General features: G+C 31.6%; 22 protein-coding genes and 1 pseudogene. 17 read left to right on the plus strand and 6 right to left on the minus strand.

Annotated features, from left to right (window positions below):
• Positions 1-319: 319 nt before the first annotated feature.
• From CVD18_RS05355 to CVD18_RS05375, 5 genes are all read left to right on the plus strand, one after another.
• Positions 320-991: a hypothetical protein gene (locus tag CVD18_RS05355; protein ID WP_146052709.1), complete on the plus strand. Its 672-nt coding sequence runs from the start codon at positions 320-322 to the stop codon at positions 989-991.
• Positions 992-1,307: 316 nt separating this feature from the next.
• Positions 1,308-2,012 carry an SIMPL domain-containing protein gene (locus CVD18_RS05360; protein ID WP_103864418.1) on the plus strand — a complete coding sequence of 235 codons (705 nt, stop codon included), beginning with the start codon at positions 1,308-1,310 and terminating at the stop codon, positions 2,010-2,012.
• 217 nt (positions 2,013-2,229) lie between these two features.
• Positions 2,230-2,595: a hypothetical protein gene (locus CVD18_RS05365; RefSeq protein ID WP_103864419.1), complete on the plus strand. Its 366-nt coding sequence runs from the start codon at positions 2,230-2,232 to the stop codon at positions 2,593-2,595.
• A gap of 169 nt (positions 2,596-2,764) precedes the next feature.
• Positions 2,765-3,256: a YdcF family protein gene (locus CVD18_RS05370; RefSeq protein ID WP_103864420.1), complete on the plus strand. Its 492-nt coding sequence runs from the start codon at positions 2,765-2,767 to the stop codon at positions 3,254-3,256.
• 189 nt (positions 3,257-3,445) lie between these two features.
• Positions 3,446-4,138 carry a nitroreductase family protein gene (locus tag CVD18_RS05375; RefSeq protein ID WP_103864421.1) on the plus strand — a complete coding sequence of 231 codons (693 nt, stop codon included), beginning with the start codon at positions 3,446-3,448 and terminating at the stop codon, positions 4,136-4,138.
• A 30-nt stretch (positions 4,139-4,168) separates the two neighbouring features.
• Here CVD18_RS05375 and CVD18_RS05380 read toward each other — a convergent pair whose 3' ends face one another.
• Positions 4,169-4,462, minus strand: a complete 294-nt coding sequence (locus CVD18_RS05380) for a hypothetical protein (RefSeq protein ID WP_103864422.1) — start codon at positions 4,460-4,462, stop codon at positions 4,169-4,171.
• Between the two features lie 181 nt (positions 4,463-4,643).
• On the opposite strand from CVD18_RS05380, the pseudogene CVD18_RS23075 reads away from it, so the two are divergent.
• Positions 4,644-5,150, plus strand: a pseudogene (locus CVD18_RS23075) (GNAT family N-acetyltransferase).
• Between the two features lie 100 nt (positions 5,151-5,250).
• Entirely contained in the window at positions 5,251-5,781 is a 531-nt protein-coding gene (locus tag CVD18_RS05395; RefSeq protein WP_103864425.1) for a dihydrofolate reductase family protein, read from the plus strand.
• 107 nt (positions 5,782-5,888) lie between these two features.
• On the opposite strand, the gene CVD18_RS05400 is transcribed toward CVD18_RS05395, so the two are convergent.
• The 4 genes from CVD18_RS05400 to CVD18_RS22500 all read right to left on the minus strand — a co-directional run bounded on the left by CVD18_RS05400 (position 5,889) and on the right by CVD18_RS22500 (position 8,788).
• A complete protein-coding gene (locus CVD18_RS05400) occupies positions 5,889-6,983 on the minus strand; it encodes a hypothetical protein (RefSeq protein ID WP_103864426.1) in 1,095 nt (364 codons plus the stop codon).
• A 126-nt stretch (positions 6,984-7,109) separates the two neighbouring features.
• Complete coding sequence (locus tag CVD18_RS05405) at positions 7,110-7,724, minus strand: DUF4230 domain-containing protein (protein WP_103864427.1); 615 nt, start codon at positions 7,722-7,724, stop codon at positions 7,110-7,112.
• Positions 7,725-7,933: 209 nt separating this feature from the next.
• A complete protein-coding gene (locus CVD18_RS05410) occupies positions 7,934-8,464 on the minus strand; it encodes a DUF4136 domain-containing protein (RefSeq protein WP_103864428.1) in 531 nt (176 codons plus the stop codon).
• A gap of 147 nt (positions 8,465-8,611) precedes the next feature.
• Positions 8,612-8,788 (minus strand): DUF5522 domain-containing protein, encoded by a 177-nt coding sequence (locus tag CVD18_RS22500; protein WP_158250397.1) that lies wholly within the window; start codon positions 8,786-8,788, stop codon positions 8,612-8,614.
• Between the two features lie 191 nt (positions 8,789-8,979).
• Here CVD18_RS22500 and CVD18_RS05415 point away from each other — a divergent pair, with 191 nt between their 5' ends.
• The 10 genes from CVD18_RS05415 to CVD18_RS05465 all read left to right on the plus strand — a co-directional run bounded on the left by CVD18_RS05415 (position 8,980) and on the right by CVD18_RS05465 (position 17,690).
• A complete protein-coding gene (locus CVD18_RS05415) occupies positions 8,980-9,306 on the plus strand; it encodes a hypothetical protein (protein WP_103864429.1) in 327 nt (108 codons plus the stop codon).
• Positions 9,307-10,248: a 1-aminocyclopropane-1-carboxylate deaminase/D-cysteine desulfhydrase gene (locus tag CVD18_RS05420; protein WP_103864430.1), complete on the plus strand. Its 942-nt coding sequence runs from the start codon at positions 9,307-9,309 to the stop codon at positions 10,246-10,248. It abuts the gene before it with no gap.
• Positions 10,249-10,256: 8 nt separating this feature from the next.
• On the plus strand, positions 10,257-11,147 hold the full coding sequence (locus CVD18_RS05425) for a glucosaminidase domain-containing protein (RefSeq protein ID WP_103864431.1): 891 nt from the start codon (positions 10,257-10,259) through the stop codon (positions 11,145-11,147).
• 2 nt (positions 11,148-11,149) lie between these two features.
• Positions 11,150-12,436: a glutamate-1-semialdehyde 2,1-aminomutase gene (gene hemL, locus CVD18_RS05430; protein WP_103864432.1), complete on the plus strand. Its 1,287-nt coding sequence runs from the start codon at positions 11,150-11,152 to the stop codon at positions 12,434-12,436.
• Positions 12,437-12,753: 317 nt separating this feature from the next.
• Entirely contained in the window at positions 12,754-13,152 is a 399-nt protein-coding gene (tssD, locus tag CVD18_RS05435) for a type VI secretion system tube protein TssD (protein WP_103864433.1), read from the plus strand.
• A gap of 3 nt (positions 13,153-13,155) precedes the next feature.
• A complete protein-coding gene (locus CVD18_RS05440; protein ID WP_103864434.1) occupies positions 13,156-14,085 on the plus strand; it encodes a hypothetical protein in 930 nt (309 codons plus the stop codon).
• Positions 14,086-14,100: 15 nt separating this feature from the next.
• Positions 14,101-14,772 (plus strand): hypothetical protein, encoded by a 672-nt coding sequence (locus tag CVD18_RS05445; protein ID WP_103864435.1) that lies wholly within the window; start codon positions 14,101-14,103, stop codon positions 14,770-14,772.
• Positions 14,773-14,775: 3 nt separating this feature from the next.
• Positions 14,776-15,444, plus strand: coding sequence for a hypothetical protein (locus CVD18_RS05450; RefSeq protein WP_146052711.1), 669 nt, complete (start codon positions 14,776-14,778; stop codon positions 15,442-15,444).
• Between the two features lie 697 nt (positions 15,445-16,141).
• Positions 16,142-16,843, plus strand: coding sequence for a hypothetical protein (locus CVD18_RS05460; protein WP_146052712.1), 702 nt, complete (start codon positions 16,142-16,144; stop codon positions 16,841-16,843).
• Positions 16,844-16,922: 79 nt separating this feature from the next.
• Positions 16,923-17,690, plus strand: coding sequence for a hypothetical protein (locus CVD18_RS05465; RefSeq protein ID WP_103864439.1), 768 nt, complete (start codon positions 16,923-16,925; stop codon positions 17,688-17,690).
• Positions 17,691-17,944: 254 nt separating this feature from the next.
• On the opposite strand, the gene CVD18_RS05470 is transcribed toward CVD18_RS05465, so the two are convergent.
• Positions 17,945-18,511: a TIR domain-containing protein gene (locus CVD18_RS05470; protein WP_103864440.1), complete on the minus strand. Its 567-nt coding sequence runs from the start codon at positions 18,509-18,511 to the stop codon at positions 17,945-17,947.
• Positions 18,512-18,631 lie beyond the last annotated feature (120 nt).

The raw sequence follows: 18,631 nt of genomic DNA on the forward strand, positions 1-18,631 counted from the left end.
TAGGGAAGAAAAGAGCCATTAACCAAGAACAACTCAAGGAAAATATCAAAGGATTTATGAAAAAAAGGAAGGCAGACAAACCGCAGGTAAAAAAATATTTCCATCATAAGCACGCCAAATACGCCGCCTGAAAGATTTATAAGAACTAATTACCCTAACGATTAATAATATCATATGAGAATTTGATTAGATATGATTTTTATATCCTTAATTTATTAATAAGAGTTAATGAATATAAGCGCTGGATAGTTTTAAAATATTAATATCTTTATCAAAAATTAATGAACGAGCTATCGGGCTCTACTCTGCATATTTATTTATGAAAAACATCCTCTTTCTGATTTTATTAATGCCAATAGGATTATTTGCTCAAACAAAAAAGGATATTGAACCAAGAAATGAAAGTTTTATTACGATCGATATTTTATCACCGTTTTTTAGCCATTATGGAGGGAGATATTATACACCAAGATGGAGGTTAGGGTACATAAAAAACCTTAATGAAAAAGCCAAAATTGGAATTGACATTGGTTATGGAGATGCAAATATTTCATTAATAAATACTGGAGATAAATATTCGCTTTGGGAAATACGACCAGAATATTATCGTATAATTAACCCGAAAAGAAAAACATTAAAATATTTTGCCGTAGAGGCATTTTATATTAACCAAAAAGAGAGGTTTATTTCTCAACACTTCTTTGATGAACAAAATAATTATCGAACTTTTGATAAAGCCGATTATAGTCGGCAAAAATTCGGAGTTATTCCAAAATTTGGAATGTTTATAAATTTAAGTAACCAAATTGGACTGAATTTATATACAGGAATAGGTATAAGTTACCGGATTAATAAGTACAGTAATTTTGTAAATTTGATAGAAGATCAATATAATACTGAACATTTTCGGCCGTATTATAGAAATGAAGGATATAAAATTAGAGTAGAATTCACTTTTGGAATGAAATTATACTATCGAATAAAAAACTAATATTTATAACTAAATATCTGATTTACAGATCAAAAAATATTATTTGACTCTCTTTTAGAAAGAATCCTTGTTAATTTATCAACTATTATGATGAATTTAGGAACCAAGTTTAATATAACAGTACACGTTTTCTTGGTACTATAGCTATGCTATTTTTTATATAAGGGTTATGATGATTTATTGCACCCAAAAACAAGCATGGATATAACTATACTAACTGAGATGAGTTGTTCACTCATTTAAGCTTTTGAAAGACCAATTGATATAATAGTTTTGATGAAAGAAAATAAATGATCAATAAACTAAATTACATCAAATGAAAAAAATCGGACTTTTAATCAGTATCGGGTTTTTTACTATACAAGGTTATTCACAAACCAAAAATTTTATAGACCAAGCCTTTTTAGAAACAGAGGCCGAAGTTGATACTTTGGTCGTGCCAGATAAAATATATTTAACCATAATTTTAAACGAAGAAGATAGCCACAATCGAATGTCTGCTGAGCAATTAGAGAGTACGATGCACAGAGTTTTAACATCGTTAAATGTTGATGTCGAAAATAATTTATCTCTTTTAGATTTTAGTAGTGGCTTCAAAAAATATTTTATGAGCAAGCAAAAAGTATTGAAATCAAAAATGTACTCTCTAATTGTGTATGATGCAGTAAAGGCAGGAAAAGTCCTTGCAGGTTTAGAACAAGAAAATATTTCGAATATATCCATATCAAAAACTGAATACTCAAAATCAAAACAGCTATTATTGGAGTTGAAATCCAAGGCAATATTAAAAGCAAAATTAAATGCTGAAAGTATGATGGCTCCTCTCAATCAAAATATTGGAAAAGCAATTTTTATTTCAGATTTGAATTCAATATCGAATCAGTTACAAGGAAAAGTAGCTGGAATTCAGATACGAGGGATTTCTAGTGTTTATGGAAACCAAGCAAGTGAACCAATAATGAGTAATTTTAGAAAAATTAAATTTTCAGCAAAAGTAAACGTCAAATTTGCAATTGAATAAAAAGAATGCCTAATGCCAAGCGTATGATGCTATAGCAGATAAGGTACGCTCCTCAAAAAACTGTAGGGTTTTACACTTTTCGATTTTGTATCTCTATGTAGTGAATAGGCATAGAATATATAGTGCTAACAAAACAAAAAATATGATAAAACAATTAGTAGTTTTAATACTCATATATCTATCAGTAACAAGTTGTGACCAACAAAACAATAATACTATGAATATAGATGATGTGAAGCTTTTTCAAGAAGTAATACCATACCCTTATACTGCATCAGAGAAAAGAAAAAAAGTCATATTAAATACTATGAATGCGCTCAAAAAAGGTATGAGTGAAAAACAAGTGATTGAATTATTGACAGCCCCAGATGAAGTCAATTTAACGTATAAATGGGTTAAAACTAAATCAGAAGATAATGTGAGTGGGTTTTCATTTGTTTATATATTAAAACGAGACAAAGAAAAAGGAAGCGAAATCGAAAAAGGGGAAAAACTAATAAGAATTTATTTTGATACTTTAGGAAAGCTCATTTGGGCTTTTGGGCATAACATAGAAAATTTTAAAAACGTGGAGAGAGAATAGTTTTATAAAGTACTCTTTACGGGATAAGGTATCAAATTAGAGGTTTGTATAAGTAAATGTGTTCTAGAAAAAATATAATTTTTGATTTTGTATTTTTAAAGGGGTTGTAGAGCAAGATATACAAAGCCAATTATATCAATATATACGATTCTATTTTATAAAAAAATCAATGCAAAGTGAAATTCTTATTGTTTTAGGATCTCCAAACTCCCCTTCAGGGCAATTGAGTGCTATGGCTGTGAGCAGGTTGAATTACTGTGTAGACCGTTATAAAAAAGGAAACCGTATACTATGCACAGGAGGGTGGGGAGCACATTTTAATACATCAGATACCGCCCATGCTATCCATGCTCAAAAATATCTGATAGGTAAAGGAATTGATATCGAATCTTTTCTGGATCCCGCTCTGTCAAAAAATACAGTAGATGATGCCGTAAAAATAAAACCAATTCTATCAAAAATAGAAGTTGTCAATCTAGTAGTTATCACCTCAGACTATCACCATGATCGCGTGCAATTAATCTTTAATCAACTATTAGAAAAATACGATATAGAATATATTGGAGTAGCGAGTAACCTCAAAAAAGATGAATACGAAGCTTTGATTCAGCATGAAAAAAAAGCAATCCAAGCCATTATAAAAAACGGAATTTATTTTTAGTTCAGCCTCAAAATAGTAAGAGGTTATCGTATAAAACAAGCAATTCTAAGCAAAAGACCATAATTATGTCTATAAAATCCGTAAATTTAGATAAGAGTTTGATGGGTAGTGAGTTGTGTTTTGTGTAGAGAAAGCTTTTGTAAACATAAAACCATAGATCAAGCCGAAGCAAAATACTAATAAACCGACATGATGGAATCAGATAATATAAGTATCAAAGGATATACTCATATTCCTTATCATATAGATACATGTACAGCAGAAGAATCTGTTATAAAAAGTAACTCTTTTTATGAGTGGCTAGATAAAAGGAGGTCAGTAAGAGAATTTTGTGATAAGCCTGTACCTAGAGAACTAATAGAAAACCTTATTAAGAGTGCATCAACAGCCCCCTCAGGAGCGCATAAACAACCTTGGGCATTTTGCGCAGTTTCTGATCCAATAATAAAAACGAAAATTCGTAAAGAAGCAGAGGTAGAAGAAAAAGAAAATTATGAGAGGCGAATGAGTAAACGATGGAAAAAAGAACTGGAACCATTTGATACAGATATGAACAAGCCATTTCTAGAAGTAGCACCTTGGTTGATCGTTGTTTTTAAAAAAGCATATGAATATGATGGCAAAGGAAACAAGCATAATAATTATTATGTAAATGAATCTATAGGAATAGCCTGTGGAATGCTGATATCAGCAATTCATAATGCAGGTTTAGTTACTCTGACTCACACTCCAAGTCCAATGAATTTTTTAGGAAAAGTACTAGGTAGACCATCAAATGAGCGAGCATTTATGTTACTTCCTGTTGGGTATGCTAAACAACCTACATATGTTCCAGATTTGAAAAGGAAAGAGCTGGATGAGGTAGCAGTATTTTATGAATAGCATAGCGTTAGAAAGATAACAATCAAAGTTTTATAGCTTACCATTAGAGGTAATACAAAATCTATCTGATACGTTTTTACAATGATAACCAATGTTGTTTTTTATTAGAATTTTTTCGCCAACAGGAGGGGACCCTAAAAAAGTTAGTGTATTTTCTATTACAGATAAATCATTGACAGATTTATGATTAAAGGTTATTCGAGAATAATCGGCATCAATGTATACATCAGAAATATTCTGAATTTCAAGTATTTTACTCCTTAATATTATTGCGCAATTAGAACATTTTAAATTTTGAATCGGGATTGTATTTCTGAATACCATAGTTATAATATATTAAAAAAATCTTAAATTAACCTATAAGAAGACATAACAAAAGCATGTAGAAGCAAGAGGACTCCTCTAGAGTTTATGTATCTTTTGTTAGTAGTTTTATAAAATTACACACTACTTGCTGTTATCTCATAGTATGTTTTTGATGATTATAAAACAAAAAGGTTACAAAATGACATTGTTTGAAACAAAAAATCTATACGTCAGGTACTTAAAAAAAGAAGATCAAGACGCTTTTTATGACATGCAAAGCAACCCCAATGTGATGCGATATATCAAAAAAACCATGAATTTTGAAGAAAGCAAGAAAGAGTTAGATCGTTTTATCACCTATTATACAGAAGATAAAACCTTCTATAATATATGGGCAGTAGTAGAGAACAAAACCCAACAATTCGTTGGGATATGTGGGGTATATAAAAATAAGTACTCAGAATATGAGATTGCCTATCGATTACGAGAATGTTTCTGAAGAAAAGGATTCGGGAAAGAAATAGCAAAAGCATTGATAAACTATTGTTTTGATACCATGCGATTACCAGAACTTACAGCCTATGTAGATAAAGAAAATATAGGATCAATGTGTATTTTGCAAAAGGAAATGAAATATATAGAAGAATCATATTCTCAAAAAGAAAACACTCTAGAGCAAAAATATAAAGCATATCGAGAATATTAATTAAAAAAAGTTGACATTATTTCTGTAAGAAAAATTCAGTGTCCTGTAAAACGAGACAAGAATTTTCGCTTGATGAGGTCATTAAAGATAAAAAACCAACGTGAGAAAAATTAAACTATATATAGCGATGAGTCTTAATGGCAAAATAGCCAAAAAAGATGGAGACGTTCACTGGTTAGAATCTATCCCAAATCCTGATAAAATTGATTATGGGTATCAAGATTTTTATAAAACAATCGATACAACCATACAAGGTAGAAATACATACGATCAAATAATGAGTTGGGGGATTGATTTCCCATATTCCGATAAGAAAAACTACGTATTTACAAGACAAAAAGGACTAGAAAACACTCAAGATGTAGAATTTGTATCAGAATATCACATTGATTTTGTGAATCAATTAAAGCAACAACAAGGCAAAGATATTTGGTTAATAGGAGGAGGGCAGATTAATACAATACTATTTAATGCAAAAATGATAGACGAAATAAGAATTTTTGTAATGCCTGTAGTTATTCCTGACGGAATTTCACTTTTTGAGTCCATTCCAGTAGAAAGTCAATTGCAATTGCTAGAAAGTAAAAAATATACAACAGGAGTAGTTGAGTTACGCTACGCAATAGCATGATAATGAATTTAGGGTACTGTTTTTGTGCATAATCACAATAAGTAGTACTTGTAAATTAGTTGCTGGTGTATTAAAACTGATTAGTAATCTAGGAGTGAGCAAAAGAGCTATTTAATTTCACGATTTAATATGATTAATTCCTGATTACAGGATTGTCTATCGGTCATTGGGTAAAAAATAACAGAGTAACTATTTTCGGTTGTTTTGTTTATGCTAGAAATAACAAAGTCTCTTTTATCCATTTCTAAAATCTCATTTGTTAGTAGATTCTTGTATCCGTTTTCTCCTTTACTGTAGAAAATCTCTAAAAGTTGGTCGTTTTTTGTTGTCAGCCAACCATTTCCAAACTCACTATTGAATTGCGTAATAAAAGTATTTTTTGAAATTTTTATAGGTTGCCACGTATTAAAAAACTCATCTTTTATAGTAATCAACTCTTTGGTTTTAGATGTACCATCTGTCGATATGATTTCAATAGAGATTTTTCCATTCTCTTCACATAAAACATAAGAGTATTCTTCAAATGATAAACATAATATTTGCCAAAAAAACTCTTGATTAGGCAAAATATGCCTTTGGTGTTTTACATTCCCTTTCTCATCAATTTGCCTATGTAACCATTTCTTGTCATTTTTTGCTAATAGGTGAATTTCATTACCTGCGATAAAAATTTTATTGTTTCTAGGAAGATCGACTTTTAAATTATGTTTCTTCTTTATTTTATCGTCTTTAAATTCTATAGCAAGAAGTTTATCTTGCTTTGTGTCTGACCACATATCTACATCATAAAAGATTGAAAATTGATTTAGAATTCCGATAAATTTCCCTGTAAATGGCCTATTACCTTTTGGGAGTTCTATATTTTCTCTGTTAAAAACAGGAATGCTTATTTCTAACTCCTTATTAGGATGATAAGGAACTACAGAAATATAAGTTTCTTGATTTGGACTTAAAAACAGTGTAGGCAATATGCCATCATTCTCAACAAAACTTTCAGAATTTCCATCTGTGGTTATAACTGTATATACTAAACTATAGCTTCCTTCTTCATCATAGATATAGTTGGCTGAAAGAGTTTTCTCTTCAAACGAAATGCTATCTTTAGTTGAAACTTCTACATCGGTACTCAATGTAGTCAATACACCAAGATCTATCTTTTTGATTGATGATTTAAAAGGTGTAACCTTCTTTATATTTTTCATTCTATTGTCATATTGGTTTATAATGATAGCAAATAGCCTTGTGTAGAAAGAAATAGTGAATTTAATTCACTATGACCTTTCCATATCATAAATAGCCCTATTTCTTTTTCAGTGCTATAACAAACATTAAGGAGTTATTAATTTCTCTATACTTACCTGACTATCAATTGCGGTATCTTGATATTTTAATGACCAACCAAGTGAATTGGTAAGAATATATAATTTTTGTAATTCGCTAATAAGTCGGTTTTGTGAATTTTTGATAAGAGTAGACTCCTGTATCTTCTTATCCAATTTTTGTATAGCAATCTTTCGAATAGAATTATGATCCTTAGCATTAAATTTATTCATAATACCCTCTTCGATATCATGATATTTGATCTCAGGATTGATCGTGATTTCGGCCTCAGGGATTTGTGTAATTGTAAGTGTTTTTGTTTCCTCATCAATCGTATGTTCTATTTTTTTGAGATCATAAGATACCTGTATATTAGCATTGACCATGACAATTATTTTTTTCTTAGAAGAAAGTAGTTTAAAATAAGTCTTGTCATTCTTGTAAGTAATGATATCAGAAAAATGCCCTTCTGTAACGATAAGTTTACCTACATTTTTGATTTGATTCAAAATAAGTCCAGAGGATTCTATCTCTGTCTTTTCATTATCAGATAGATCAATAATATATTTTACACCCAATGCCAAAAGAGCCATCAAAAGTACTCCAAGTAAAAAATTACGCATATATAATATCAGATTATAGAGAGGTTTGTATTATCAAAAAGATAACCCATTTCTATGTATAAAAGTACTCTATAGATGATAGAACAACAAATATTTATTTTCAAAGTTAAAAAAAAGTGTCATTTCAGTTTTCAACATAAAAAGAGCATAAAGAAATAGCCTTTTAATAAAAAGGCTATTCATATAATTCAAATACGTTTTTTTGAAAATTAGCGCTCTTGCGGAGGGTATTTTTCCATAATTGCAGTAACGATCTCATTCATTTTCTCTTGCTTTTTATTGATATCTCTGGTCAAAGCAGATGACCCCATGCCTTGCCAAACTAATTCTTTTTTAGATGCATCTATAAGATCGATATAAAGTGTGCCTTCTGTCGTGGTAGAAACGGTATTATAACCAGCTCCCCAAAACCAAGGATTCCATCCCCAGCCATATCCCCATCCAAAGTTATTTTGGTAGATATTTACGTTCTGTTTTGTTTTAGTAAAAATACTTACTAATACATCAGGAGTTTCAGATTTTGTAAAACCCTTTGCAGTCATATCAGCTTCGATCGCACGCAAAATACGTTTCTTGTCAAGATCACTGATTTCTGCCTTATCGATTCCTGGTTTATAAAAGGCAAAACTCTTATACGTATTAAAGTCAGCTTGCTTATCATAATCAGAAGCGACACGCACAGAAGAGCAGGAACTCAGAGTTATGATAAGGAGTAATGATAAAAGTGAAAAATTTTTCATAGTCCTGGTTTTTATTATATCAAAGCAACTATACACACGATAAACACCACTTTATTTATCATTATTTTTTTGATTTGATATGCATTTAACAATAGCTTTTGTTCTTTTTTTACCCACAACAATCATACCATGAGATAGATAGAAACCCTATTTTTTAGAATAACTATTCGTTTTTTTATCATATCCATACGGGCAATGCCTACAACCACTCTCACAGCAATAGCCTCTTCTCAGGTGATATTGTTCTGTAAAACATCGATAACCTTCTGGTGTTAGATAATAATCTCCATCTTTTGGAGTTAATACTTTTTTACGATTGTTCATAGAAGTCGTTTAAACTTTTTTGATTCTAGCGAAAAATAGTTATTTTTTATTCAATTAAAGGTTTTTTATGGTTCATAGTAGTACTACGAAGTAAGAAAAATACGAAAATTGAACTCAAAAGAGCATTTTTATAGCTAATTGAAGGAAGTTTTAAACCACTTCAAATACAAAAATAAGTATCTTGCAGTTATATGCCCGTTGTTGTTAACAAATATTTGATAGGTCGCCATTTTGTAGGCATTGCCCTTTGGCCTTTTATTGTCGTTAAGAATTCATTTCTTAAAGACGATGAAGCCTTTATTAATCATGAAAAAATTCACTTGAGGCAACAAGCAGAATTGCTGGTAGTTCCTTTTTATGTTCTCTATTTTATAGAATATATCATTAGGTGTATACAATATAGAAACTCACAACAAGCATATCGTAATATCTCTTTTGAGAGAGAGGCGTACTACAATGAGGATAATCTTGATTACCTCAAAACCAGAAAAATCTGGAGTTTTATTAAATATTTGTAAATGCATATTTTTTCTTCGGAAACCTCTCCTTCACCAAATCAACCGATTACCCATTCTATTTTGAAGAGTGCCAAAATTTCTCTTGATATTAAGAGAGAAGATCAGATTCACCCCCACGTATCAGGCAATAAATTCAGAAAGTTAAAATACAATCTTGCAGAAGCTCAAAAATTAGGATATACCACCATACTCACCTTTGGCGGAGCCTATAGTAACCACATTGCCGCAACAGCTGCCGCAGGAAAAATACTAGGCTTACAAACCATAGGTGTCATACGAGGAGAAGAATTAGCAAACAATATAGAAAAAACCTTATTAGAGAACGATACCCTACAATTTGCAGTATCAGAAGGAATGCAACTTAAGTTTGTAACAAGAACTCAGTATAGAGAAAAAACAGACCCTTCTTTTTTACAGCAATTACAGGATGAATTTGGAGCATGTTATATCGTTCCAGAGGGTGGTACCAATACATTAGCCATCAAAGGATGTCAAGAAATATTGAGTCCAGAAGATACAAACTACGATATTATATGCAGCGCTGTAGGTACAGGAGGTACGATTGCAGGGATCATTAATAGTGCAGAGGCGCATCAAACAGTACTAGGTTTTCCTGCATTGAAAGGGGATTTTCTTGCAGAAGAAATTAAAAAGTACACCTCAAAAACCAATTGGAAGCTCATACACGAGTATCATTTTGGAGGATATGGCAAAATAAATCAACAAGGAGTAGAGTTTATAAATACATTCGGTGCTCAGCAAAATATACCTTTGGATCCTGTATATACTTTTAAGATGATTTTTGGAATTTTTGACATGGTACAAAAAGGGATTTTTAAGAAAAATACTCGTATTTTAGCCATTCATACAGGTGGTTTGCAAGGGATAGCTGGAATGAACAAAAGATTAGAGAAGAAGAAATTGCCCCTGATCACAATTTGATAGTAATAATGAAGAAATTAATTCTACTAGTAGGCATTGCCTCGTTTATGATTTCTTGCGGAGGAAGTAAAAAAGTAACTTCAGTTCCCCCAAGAGCAAAAAAAACAACACCAAGACAAAAAAGTGTTACCCGTATTGAGCGCAGCACTAGAGAGATAATTACACAAAAAACTGTTGAAGAAGAAAGGAAAAAACCTTCAGCTGTATTATCATACAAGGACAAAGTACAACACTATATCTATGAATTCTCAGATATAGCCAAAAGCGAAATGAAATCCTATGGTATTCCTGCAAGTATTACCTTGGCACAAGGGATTTTGGAATCAGGAGCAGGATACGGTGAGCTAACCCAAAAAGCAAAGAATCATTTTGGGATTAAATGCCATGATTGGCAAGGAGATCGTGTATATCATGATGATGATCTCTCTCAAGAATGTTTTAGAAAATACGATTCTGCCAGCCAATCGTTTAGAGATCATTCCTTATTTCTCAAAAACCGAAAACGGTATTCAAGGTTATTTACCTTTAATAAAAAAGATTATAAATCATGGGCAAGAGGCTTGCGAGAAGCAGGATATGCTACCGATAAGAAATACCCACAAAAATTGATATCGATAATAGAACGATATCGTTTATATGAATACGATACTCAAGTACCAAGAACAAAAACCAAAAAAAGAGAACCAAAAATAGTAGAAGCAGTAATAAGCTCTCCTAATACCAGTGGTAATGGATATGTGGTGAAAAAAGGAGATACCCTGTACTCAATCTCTAGAAGGTATAAAATCTCGGTAGAAGCACTCAAAACATTTAATAACCTAGCAAATAATAATATTGCAGTTGGTCAGGTTCTCAAAATAACAGAAGTAGACCAAGAGGAAGAAGAAGATTTTAATTAAGTATGATCTACAAAAGAAGCAGCGCACTATTCCACGAGGCGCAAAAAGTAATTCCAGGAGGTGTTAATTCTCCTGTAAGAGCCTTCAAAGCAGTTGGAGGTGATCCCATATTTGTAACCCATGCAAAAGGAGCATATCTATATGATGAAGATGACAATCGACTCATAGACTATATCAACTCTTGGGGGCCTATGATTTTAGGGCATGCGCATCCACCAGTAATAAATGCGGTTATCGATAAAGCCCAAAAAGGAACCAGTTTTGGGATGCCCACAGAGATAGAAACACAGATTGCTGCTCTTGCAGTAGCAATGGTGCCTAATATAGATAAAATACGCTTTGTAAACTCTGGTACAGAAGCCTGTATGAGTGCCGTGAGATTGGCACGAGGATATACAGGTAGAGATAAAATCATAAAATTTGCAGGATGCTACCATGGGCATAGTGATTCTTTTTTAATTCAAGCAGGAAGTGGTGCTGTTACTTTTGGTAGCCCAAACAGTCCAGGAGTCACCAAAGGAACCGCACAAGATACTCTCTTGGCACGATACAATGATCTGGATCATGTAGAAAGTATCATTACCTCAAACAAAGGCGAGATAGCTTGTATTATTATAGAGCCTATTGCAGGTAATATGGGATGTATTCCCCCAGTAAAAGGATTTCTAGAAGGTCTTAGAGCATTATGTGATGCTCATGATATATTGCTGATTTTTGATGAGGTTATGACAGGATTTAGACTTGCAAAAGGAGGCGCACAAGAACTTACAGGAGTAGCCGCAGATATCGTAACCTTTGGTAAGGTAATAGGTGGTGGATTACCCGTAGGAGCCTTTGCCGCACGAGCAGAAATTATGGATTATCTGGCGCCAATAGGACCTGTATATCAAGCAGGAACTCTAAGCGGAAATCCATTGGCAATGGCTGCAGGATTGGCAATGCTTACAGAGATTCAGGAAAGCCCACAGTTATTTACAAGCCTTGCAGAAAAAACAGAATACCTGCACAAAGGTATGGCGCAAGCTTTGCAAGATCATAAAATAATACATACCATCAATAGAATAGGTTCTATGATCTCGGTACACTTTACTAAGGAAGCAGTAACAGATTTTGAGACAGCCGCAGAAGGTAACAACGATACCTTCAAAAAGTTTTTTCACGGCATGCTTGATAATGGAGTGTACATCGCACCAAGCGCATTCGAGACTTGGTTTATCACAGATGCATTGAGCTATCAAGATTTAGATGATACCATACAAGCAGTACGCACAGTAGCACAAACATTATAGATAAATTTATTCTTACTCACATAATCAGCATACTTTGCTGGTAGAATTTTGACCCCAAATCATATAGCACTACGATTATATGATTTGGGAAAAATAATAGTATTTCTTACATAAAAATATAAATGTGGCATAAATTAAGTAAATAATTATTTTTTTTATACCATAAATACCCTATTTTTGATAGTAATAGGAGTTGTAGTAAGCAATATATTGGCTATGACAGCTTCGTATATCTGGTGTGCTAAACGTTTCCTACCCTGCCTTTTATAAGCACTCCATACATTTTGTATATATAATTTTTTAAAACCTTATTACCTATGTCATTTTTAGGAAAATTAGAATTAGAGGGCACAACCTTTACATTAGAAGACTGTACAGTAGCAATTAGTCAAAACAGTGACTATAGTGGTAAACCATGTGCCAGACCAGTGGCAGGAAAATTTACTATTAGTATCGCGTATCATAAAGAAGCCAATGTCTTTGCAGAGTGGGCGGTATCGCCTACAATGTCCAAAAGTGGGAAAATACAATTTTTTAATAACGATGCTATGTCTATCATGCAAACCATTGCATTCAATGAGGCATATTGTCTGGATTATGTACAGAACTACCACAGTAGAAATAACAAAACCATGCTAATGCAGGTAGTAATCAGTGCAAAAGAAATAGAGGTAGGAACTGCCAAACATGCCAATAACTGGCCAACCAGAAGATAAGCGATGAATATTGACATAAGACTAAAACTAGGACTGGTCAATCAATATCTAGATGATCAGATTCAAGGTATTGTAAAAGAAGCTTTTGATGATGCGATACGTAACGAAGCCCTAGATGAGATAGCTACAAAACTAGAAGCTATTCTTAGTGTAGAAAGAACAAAAATGAGTCTTACTATACAAACTGCTTATTGTGGGGTGTTTTATAGTATAGATGATATAGAGCAATATGTAGATGCCTATGTAAAAAAACATCTAGAACGTGAGATAAAAGAATATTTTAAGGAGAGAAAAACACTATCTCCCAATGATTGGATACGCAATAACAAAACAGGGGAATATGTATGGGATGAAAATGTAACCTCTGCTACTGATCCCGATTTACCTCATGGATATACTTATGTAGGAAAAGGGAATAAAGCTATACGAACAGATTTTGATAAAAATGCGGGATGGATGGATAAGGTAAAAGATTTTATGGGTTCAGGAGGACCACGTATTAATATCTCAAGTTATATAGCAGGAAAACTAAGTCCTAAAATAGAGAATGCATTTTTGCGACAACGAGAGAGTAATAAAAGAACAACAAGTGGATCCTATCATCTTCCTAATTTTACTTTTCACCCTATTGATTTTAATGTAGAGAAAGTAGGTAGGTTACCTAGTTTTATAGCTGAGAATGAGTATGAACTTACTGGAGCTATGGATTTAGGAGGTAGAATTATACCTTATAAGGCATATTATGTTGTTCGAAACGATGATAACCATTTGGTAAATTCTATTAGTTATGAAAGAAATTTTGTAACAGGAGGAGGGCATCGAATATATAAAAATGCATTTATTTTTAAAGGTAGTACAAAAATGGTAGTTGTAGTTAGTTTGGGAGATGAAGAGACAGTAAAATATGTTAAAGACTTTACATGGAATTTTTAAAGAACTTGTGGTAGTATGAAATTGATTATAAAAATAATTGGTGTTTTAATAATATGTGTGTTTTTAGGATGTAATAAAAAAGAAAAAGATAAGACACTAAAAAAAAGGTTTTCATCCTTTTTGATGCAGTATTATTTGGATTATCCTTTGATTAATAGCAATAATGATGTAGAACGATTTAATGAGTTTTTAAGAGTTAATTTTCAAGATTATAAAATTGTTAGGTATCAAGAGTATAATCTTGAGCTAGATTCTATCGCAAAGGTATTGCACGTAGATATTACTATAGACTATGTGAAGTATAGGTCTAGTATTGATTTAAAAGTATATTCAGATAATATAGATGAATGCGCAGAAGGTGATAATATGAGTACTGGTTTTCAATCAAAAAAATTAAGACCAATAAATGAGTATTACTTTTTAGGAAAAGTTCATACTTTAATGAGTGTTGTATCTAATGATAGTGTTGGCGTACCAATACTTAATAAAAAAGGGCCCTATACTACAAAATCTAAAGTATTGTTTCTTTATGATAATAATGAGTTGTCTGTATATTGTGTAAAAAATAATGTAGCCCCAAAAACAGTAGCTTTTATAGAGCAACATTTAGTCGATTTTTTAAAAAGTAGAGATGAGTTGCCGTTTGATTTTGCATTTATTCCCATTGAGATAAAAGATAAAGAATAGTTTATGAAATTATTATTGAAAACAGCAAGTGTTTTGATGTTAAGTCTCTGTTTAGGCTGTAAAAAAAATATGAATGATAAATTGCTGAAAAAAGAATTTTCATCTTTTTTAATGCAATATTATTTTAAGTACCCTTTTATAAAAAACAGCAAAGATGTAGAGCGATTTACAAAATATGTAAATGCAAATCATGCTAATGAGCTAGATATAGTAAAAGAAGAAAAATACACAATACACTTAGATTCTGTAACCAGAGTATTATCTGTGGAAAGCAAAGACGGCTTGTGGGGATCAAAGGCGACAATTAATCTTGATGATGATGCTATTACCGTTCTGGGAGAATGTGAGGGAGACAGAATGGTTATGGGGTTTTACTCAAAAAATATGAAACTAGTTTTTGAAAGTACTTTTATGAGAAAAATCCATGATGCAATAATAGAGGTGTCTAAAGACACATTGGGAGTCCCAATGTTTATCAGAAAAGGTTCTTTGAGAAAAGAAGAAAGAGCATTGTTTATATACGAAGAAGGTAGGGTATCTGTGTCTTGTATCAAGAATGAAATGTCAATAGAGGCAATACAGTTTGTCCAGAAAGAATTGTTGAGTTTTTTAACAAGTCAAAAGGAACTACCTATTGATTATGCCCTTATTCCAATTGAAGTAATAAGATAAGCGTAAAATATATAAAAAAAAGGCTTTTTTAATCAATAAATAGAGATGATGAAAATCAATTTAAGTTTCTTTTACCGTGTAGCATTTCTATTTTTTACCTTATCAATGATTGGATTATTAATTAAGTTAGTTTTAGGAAATGAAAGTTTTTACAGACCGATAGTTAGTCCTCTAAATTCTATAATCTTTGTTCCAAGTTTTTTCTTATCATTTTTTGCTACAATCTGTGGGATAATATTGATTGTGAAAAATGGAAAACCAAAAATTAAATATTTGATACTTTTTGTAATAATTAGTATAATGTTTTTAGTAATGATTTATAGAGCATTCTTTATGTGATAATAATATGAAATGAGAACCTCTCTTTGTATTAATATACAAGGAAAGATTATGTTATGTTAAAAGTCGTTTATTGGTACATTAAGAACCCTTGATCAAGGGTTCACTCCAGTTTCTGAAAAAGATGGTTTTGGTTACTTTTCTATACTAGAAGATAGTCATACACATTTTGGAACGGCTCTACATGATTTTCAACCGTCAGATGAGGATAGGGTTTATGCCGCAATAATTAGAAGAACTAACTCCAATGCTAAGTTTTCAATATTTTCACCTTTGATAACTAAAGATGGATATAACAATGTTATAAAAGGAAAAGTCAATACATATACACTACAACCTAAATATAAAATCATTAACTATGAACCTTCGAAGTATATTCCTTATTAATAAATTGTTATATGTACAAATACTATTAATTTTTTTGGTTGGATGTAAAGAAGGTGAGAATTCATTTATTAATGAATTAAATTGTAAACCTAATAATGATTTAAAAACATTAATTAATGATTTTGGTTCTTTTATGTCAGAAAGCAATGATTTTTTTACTGTTATAGAAAGTAAAGGTCAATTATATATAGAGCCTTACAATATTAATTATTCTTATAAGGAAAAAAGTATTAAGTTGACTTATTTTTATACTAAAAATCATTTTTTAGTTGATGAAAAAATAGAAGATATATCCAAATTAGATTCTATAGTAAAGAATAAAGTAAGAGCGTATTTTGTTACTCAAGGAATCGCTATGAACAAAGAGACTCTAGAAAGACATAGAAATCAAAATTCTGGACTTTTGTTTGAAATTTCAGATTTTTCAAAAGAAGATGTGGAAATAAGCAAAGATCAATCATATTCTATGTTATTACTTCTGAATAAGCTAAATTGTAGTATAGATAATGCTCGAAGAGATTTTTCAAAAACAATATTGAAGAAGAAATATGATATGATTACTCAGCAAGAAAAAGAGATGATTGATAATATGATACCAAAAATATATTATGTTTCTTATTTAAAAAATTATAAGGTAATTATGCCAGTTCCCGTTAGTCCTATAAACAAATAATAATTTTTATTTATAAATAGTATTTATTAGAGATAAAAAGAGCATTTTTATAGCCAATTGAAAAGTTTAAATTACTTCTATGACAGAAACAATAGATAAGACAATAATCCCAACAGGAAAAATATATAAAGACAAAGCGTTTTGGATAGGAATATTTATAGGAGGGCCAATGGTTGCAGGATATTTATTCTCTGAAAACTTTAAATCACTTGGGCAACCAGAAAAAGTAAAATTAACTTGGGTAATTACAATAGCAGTAACGATTGCGCTTTTTGGGGCTATCTTCTTAATTCCAGAAAATATAAATATCCCTAATCAAATCATTCCAATTGCTTATACAGCAATTGCAGTTGGGCTCTTCAAAAAATACCAGGAAGAAAAAGCAACTGTGCATATAGAAAAAGGAGGTTTGGTATATGGCTGGTGGAGAGTGATTGGCGTTGGAGTGATTGGGTTATTAATAACCCTAGTGTCACTCTTTGTTATTGTGTATACATCTGATACATTGCAACAAGCAACTATTACAACAAAAACGTATGGAGCAGTTAGGCATGAAATTGATTTTGATCAGTCTAATATATCCGAACAAGAAATTGATAAAATAGCAGAAGGATTTACAGAAACTGGTTTTTTTGACCGGTCATTTGCTAAATATATCTATGTAGAGAAAGATGAAAATAAGTTTGTAATTTACATTTCTGTAGTGCGAGGAGTAGAGAATAACCCAGAAGCAATTCAGCCGTTTGTAGAGATCAGAAACGAAATGGATGAATATTTATCCAATAATGAGGTGGCGTTTAAATTGGTAGTTGATTACATAGATAATGTAATAAAAGTAATAGAGTAAAACCATTCCTGCGCAGGCAGGAATCTGGCCCCTCGATTCATTTTAAATCTAGTTTATTATAATAATTATATCAAACTGGAAAACACCACAGGTTTTCCGAGATGATTTTCAACCTACATAAATTGGTATTAGATATTTTGAGTAAAATCATTCCTGCGCAGGCAAGAATCTAGACATATAGTGAAGAAATAAAAAGAGGTGTAGTCATACTTTGGCAACACTGTTTTTAGTTCACGTATCTTTATTACATGTCATTATGATACTAGCCATGCACTTAATGAGGTGATATTTCCGTTAGGGAATTTAACATCATACCCCTCTGGATCGCTATCACTTTTTTGTATAAATGGGTATTTATGCAGGTATTCTGCGCCCCCATAATCAGCATAATCCTCTCGAATAGGTAGAATAGCAATATCATTTATTGCTTTTTGGGTATTGGCATAACGCAATTCCCACTTACATCGTTTTGAGCTGATAGCCTCTTCTGTAGCCAGAAAAATAAACTTTTTGTTCTCCTTTATTTTTTGCTCTGTTATTTGTTGTATCTGCTGATCAGACATCTCTGTTGTACTTTTTTCTTCTGTGGGATTGTTATTATTAAACAGATAGTCGGTGTAAATCAGTACCCCAAATCCTTTTAAGAAATTAATAGCACTATCCAGTTCTTCTAGCTCATCATGCTTGTACGAAAGAAATAAAGATACTTTTAGAAACTTTGTTTCTTCTCTAAATAGTTGTAAGCTCTCTGCAATAGGCTTGCTATAGATTCTGGCAGTATTTCTATACTGTAATAACCCGTATTTAGGTAGAATATTCATTGGTTTAGAATATGGCTTTATACAGGTAGCAAACGACTGATTTATAAGTTTTGTTGTTATATGCTGGTTAATTAATATATAATGATTGTTAATAGTTTATAAACAAGAGATCGATTAATG

Source organism: Aquimarina sp. I32.4 (assembly GCF_002924285.1).
Lineage (GTDB): Bacteria > Bacteroidota > Bacteroidia > Flavobacteriales > Flavobacteriaceae > Aquimarina.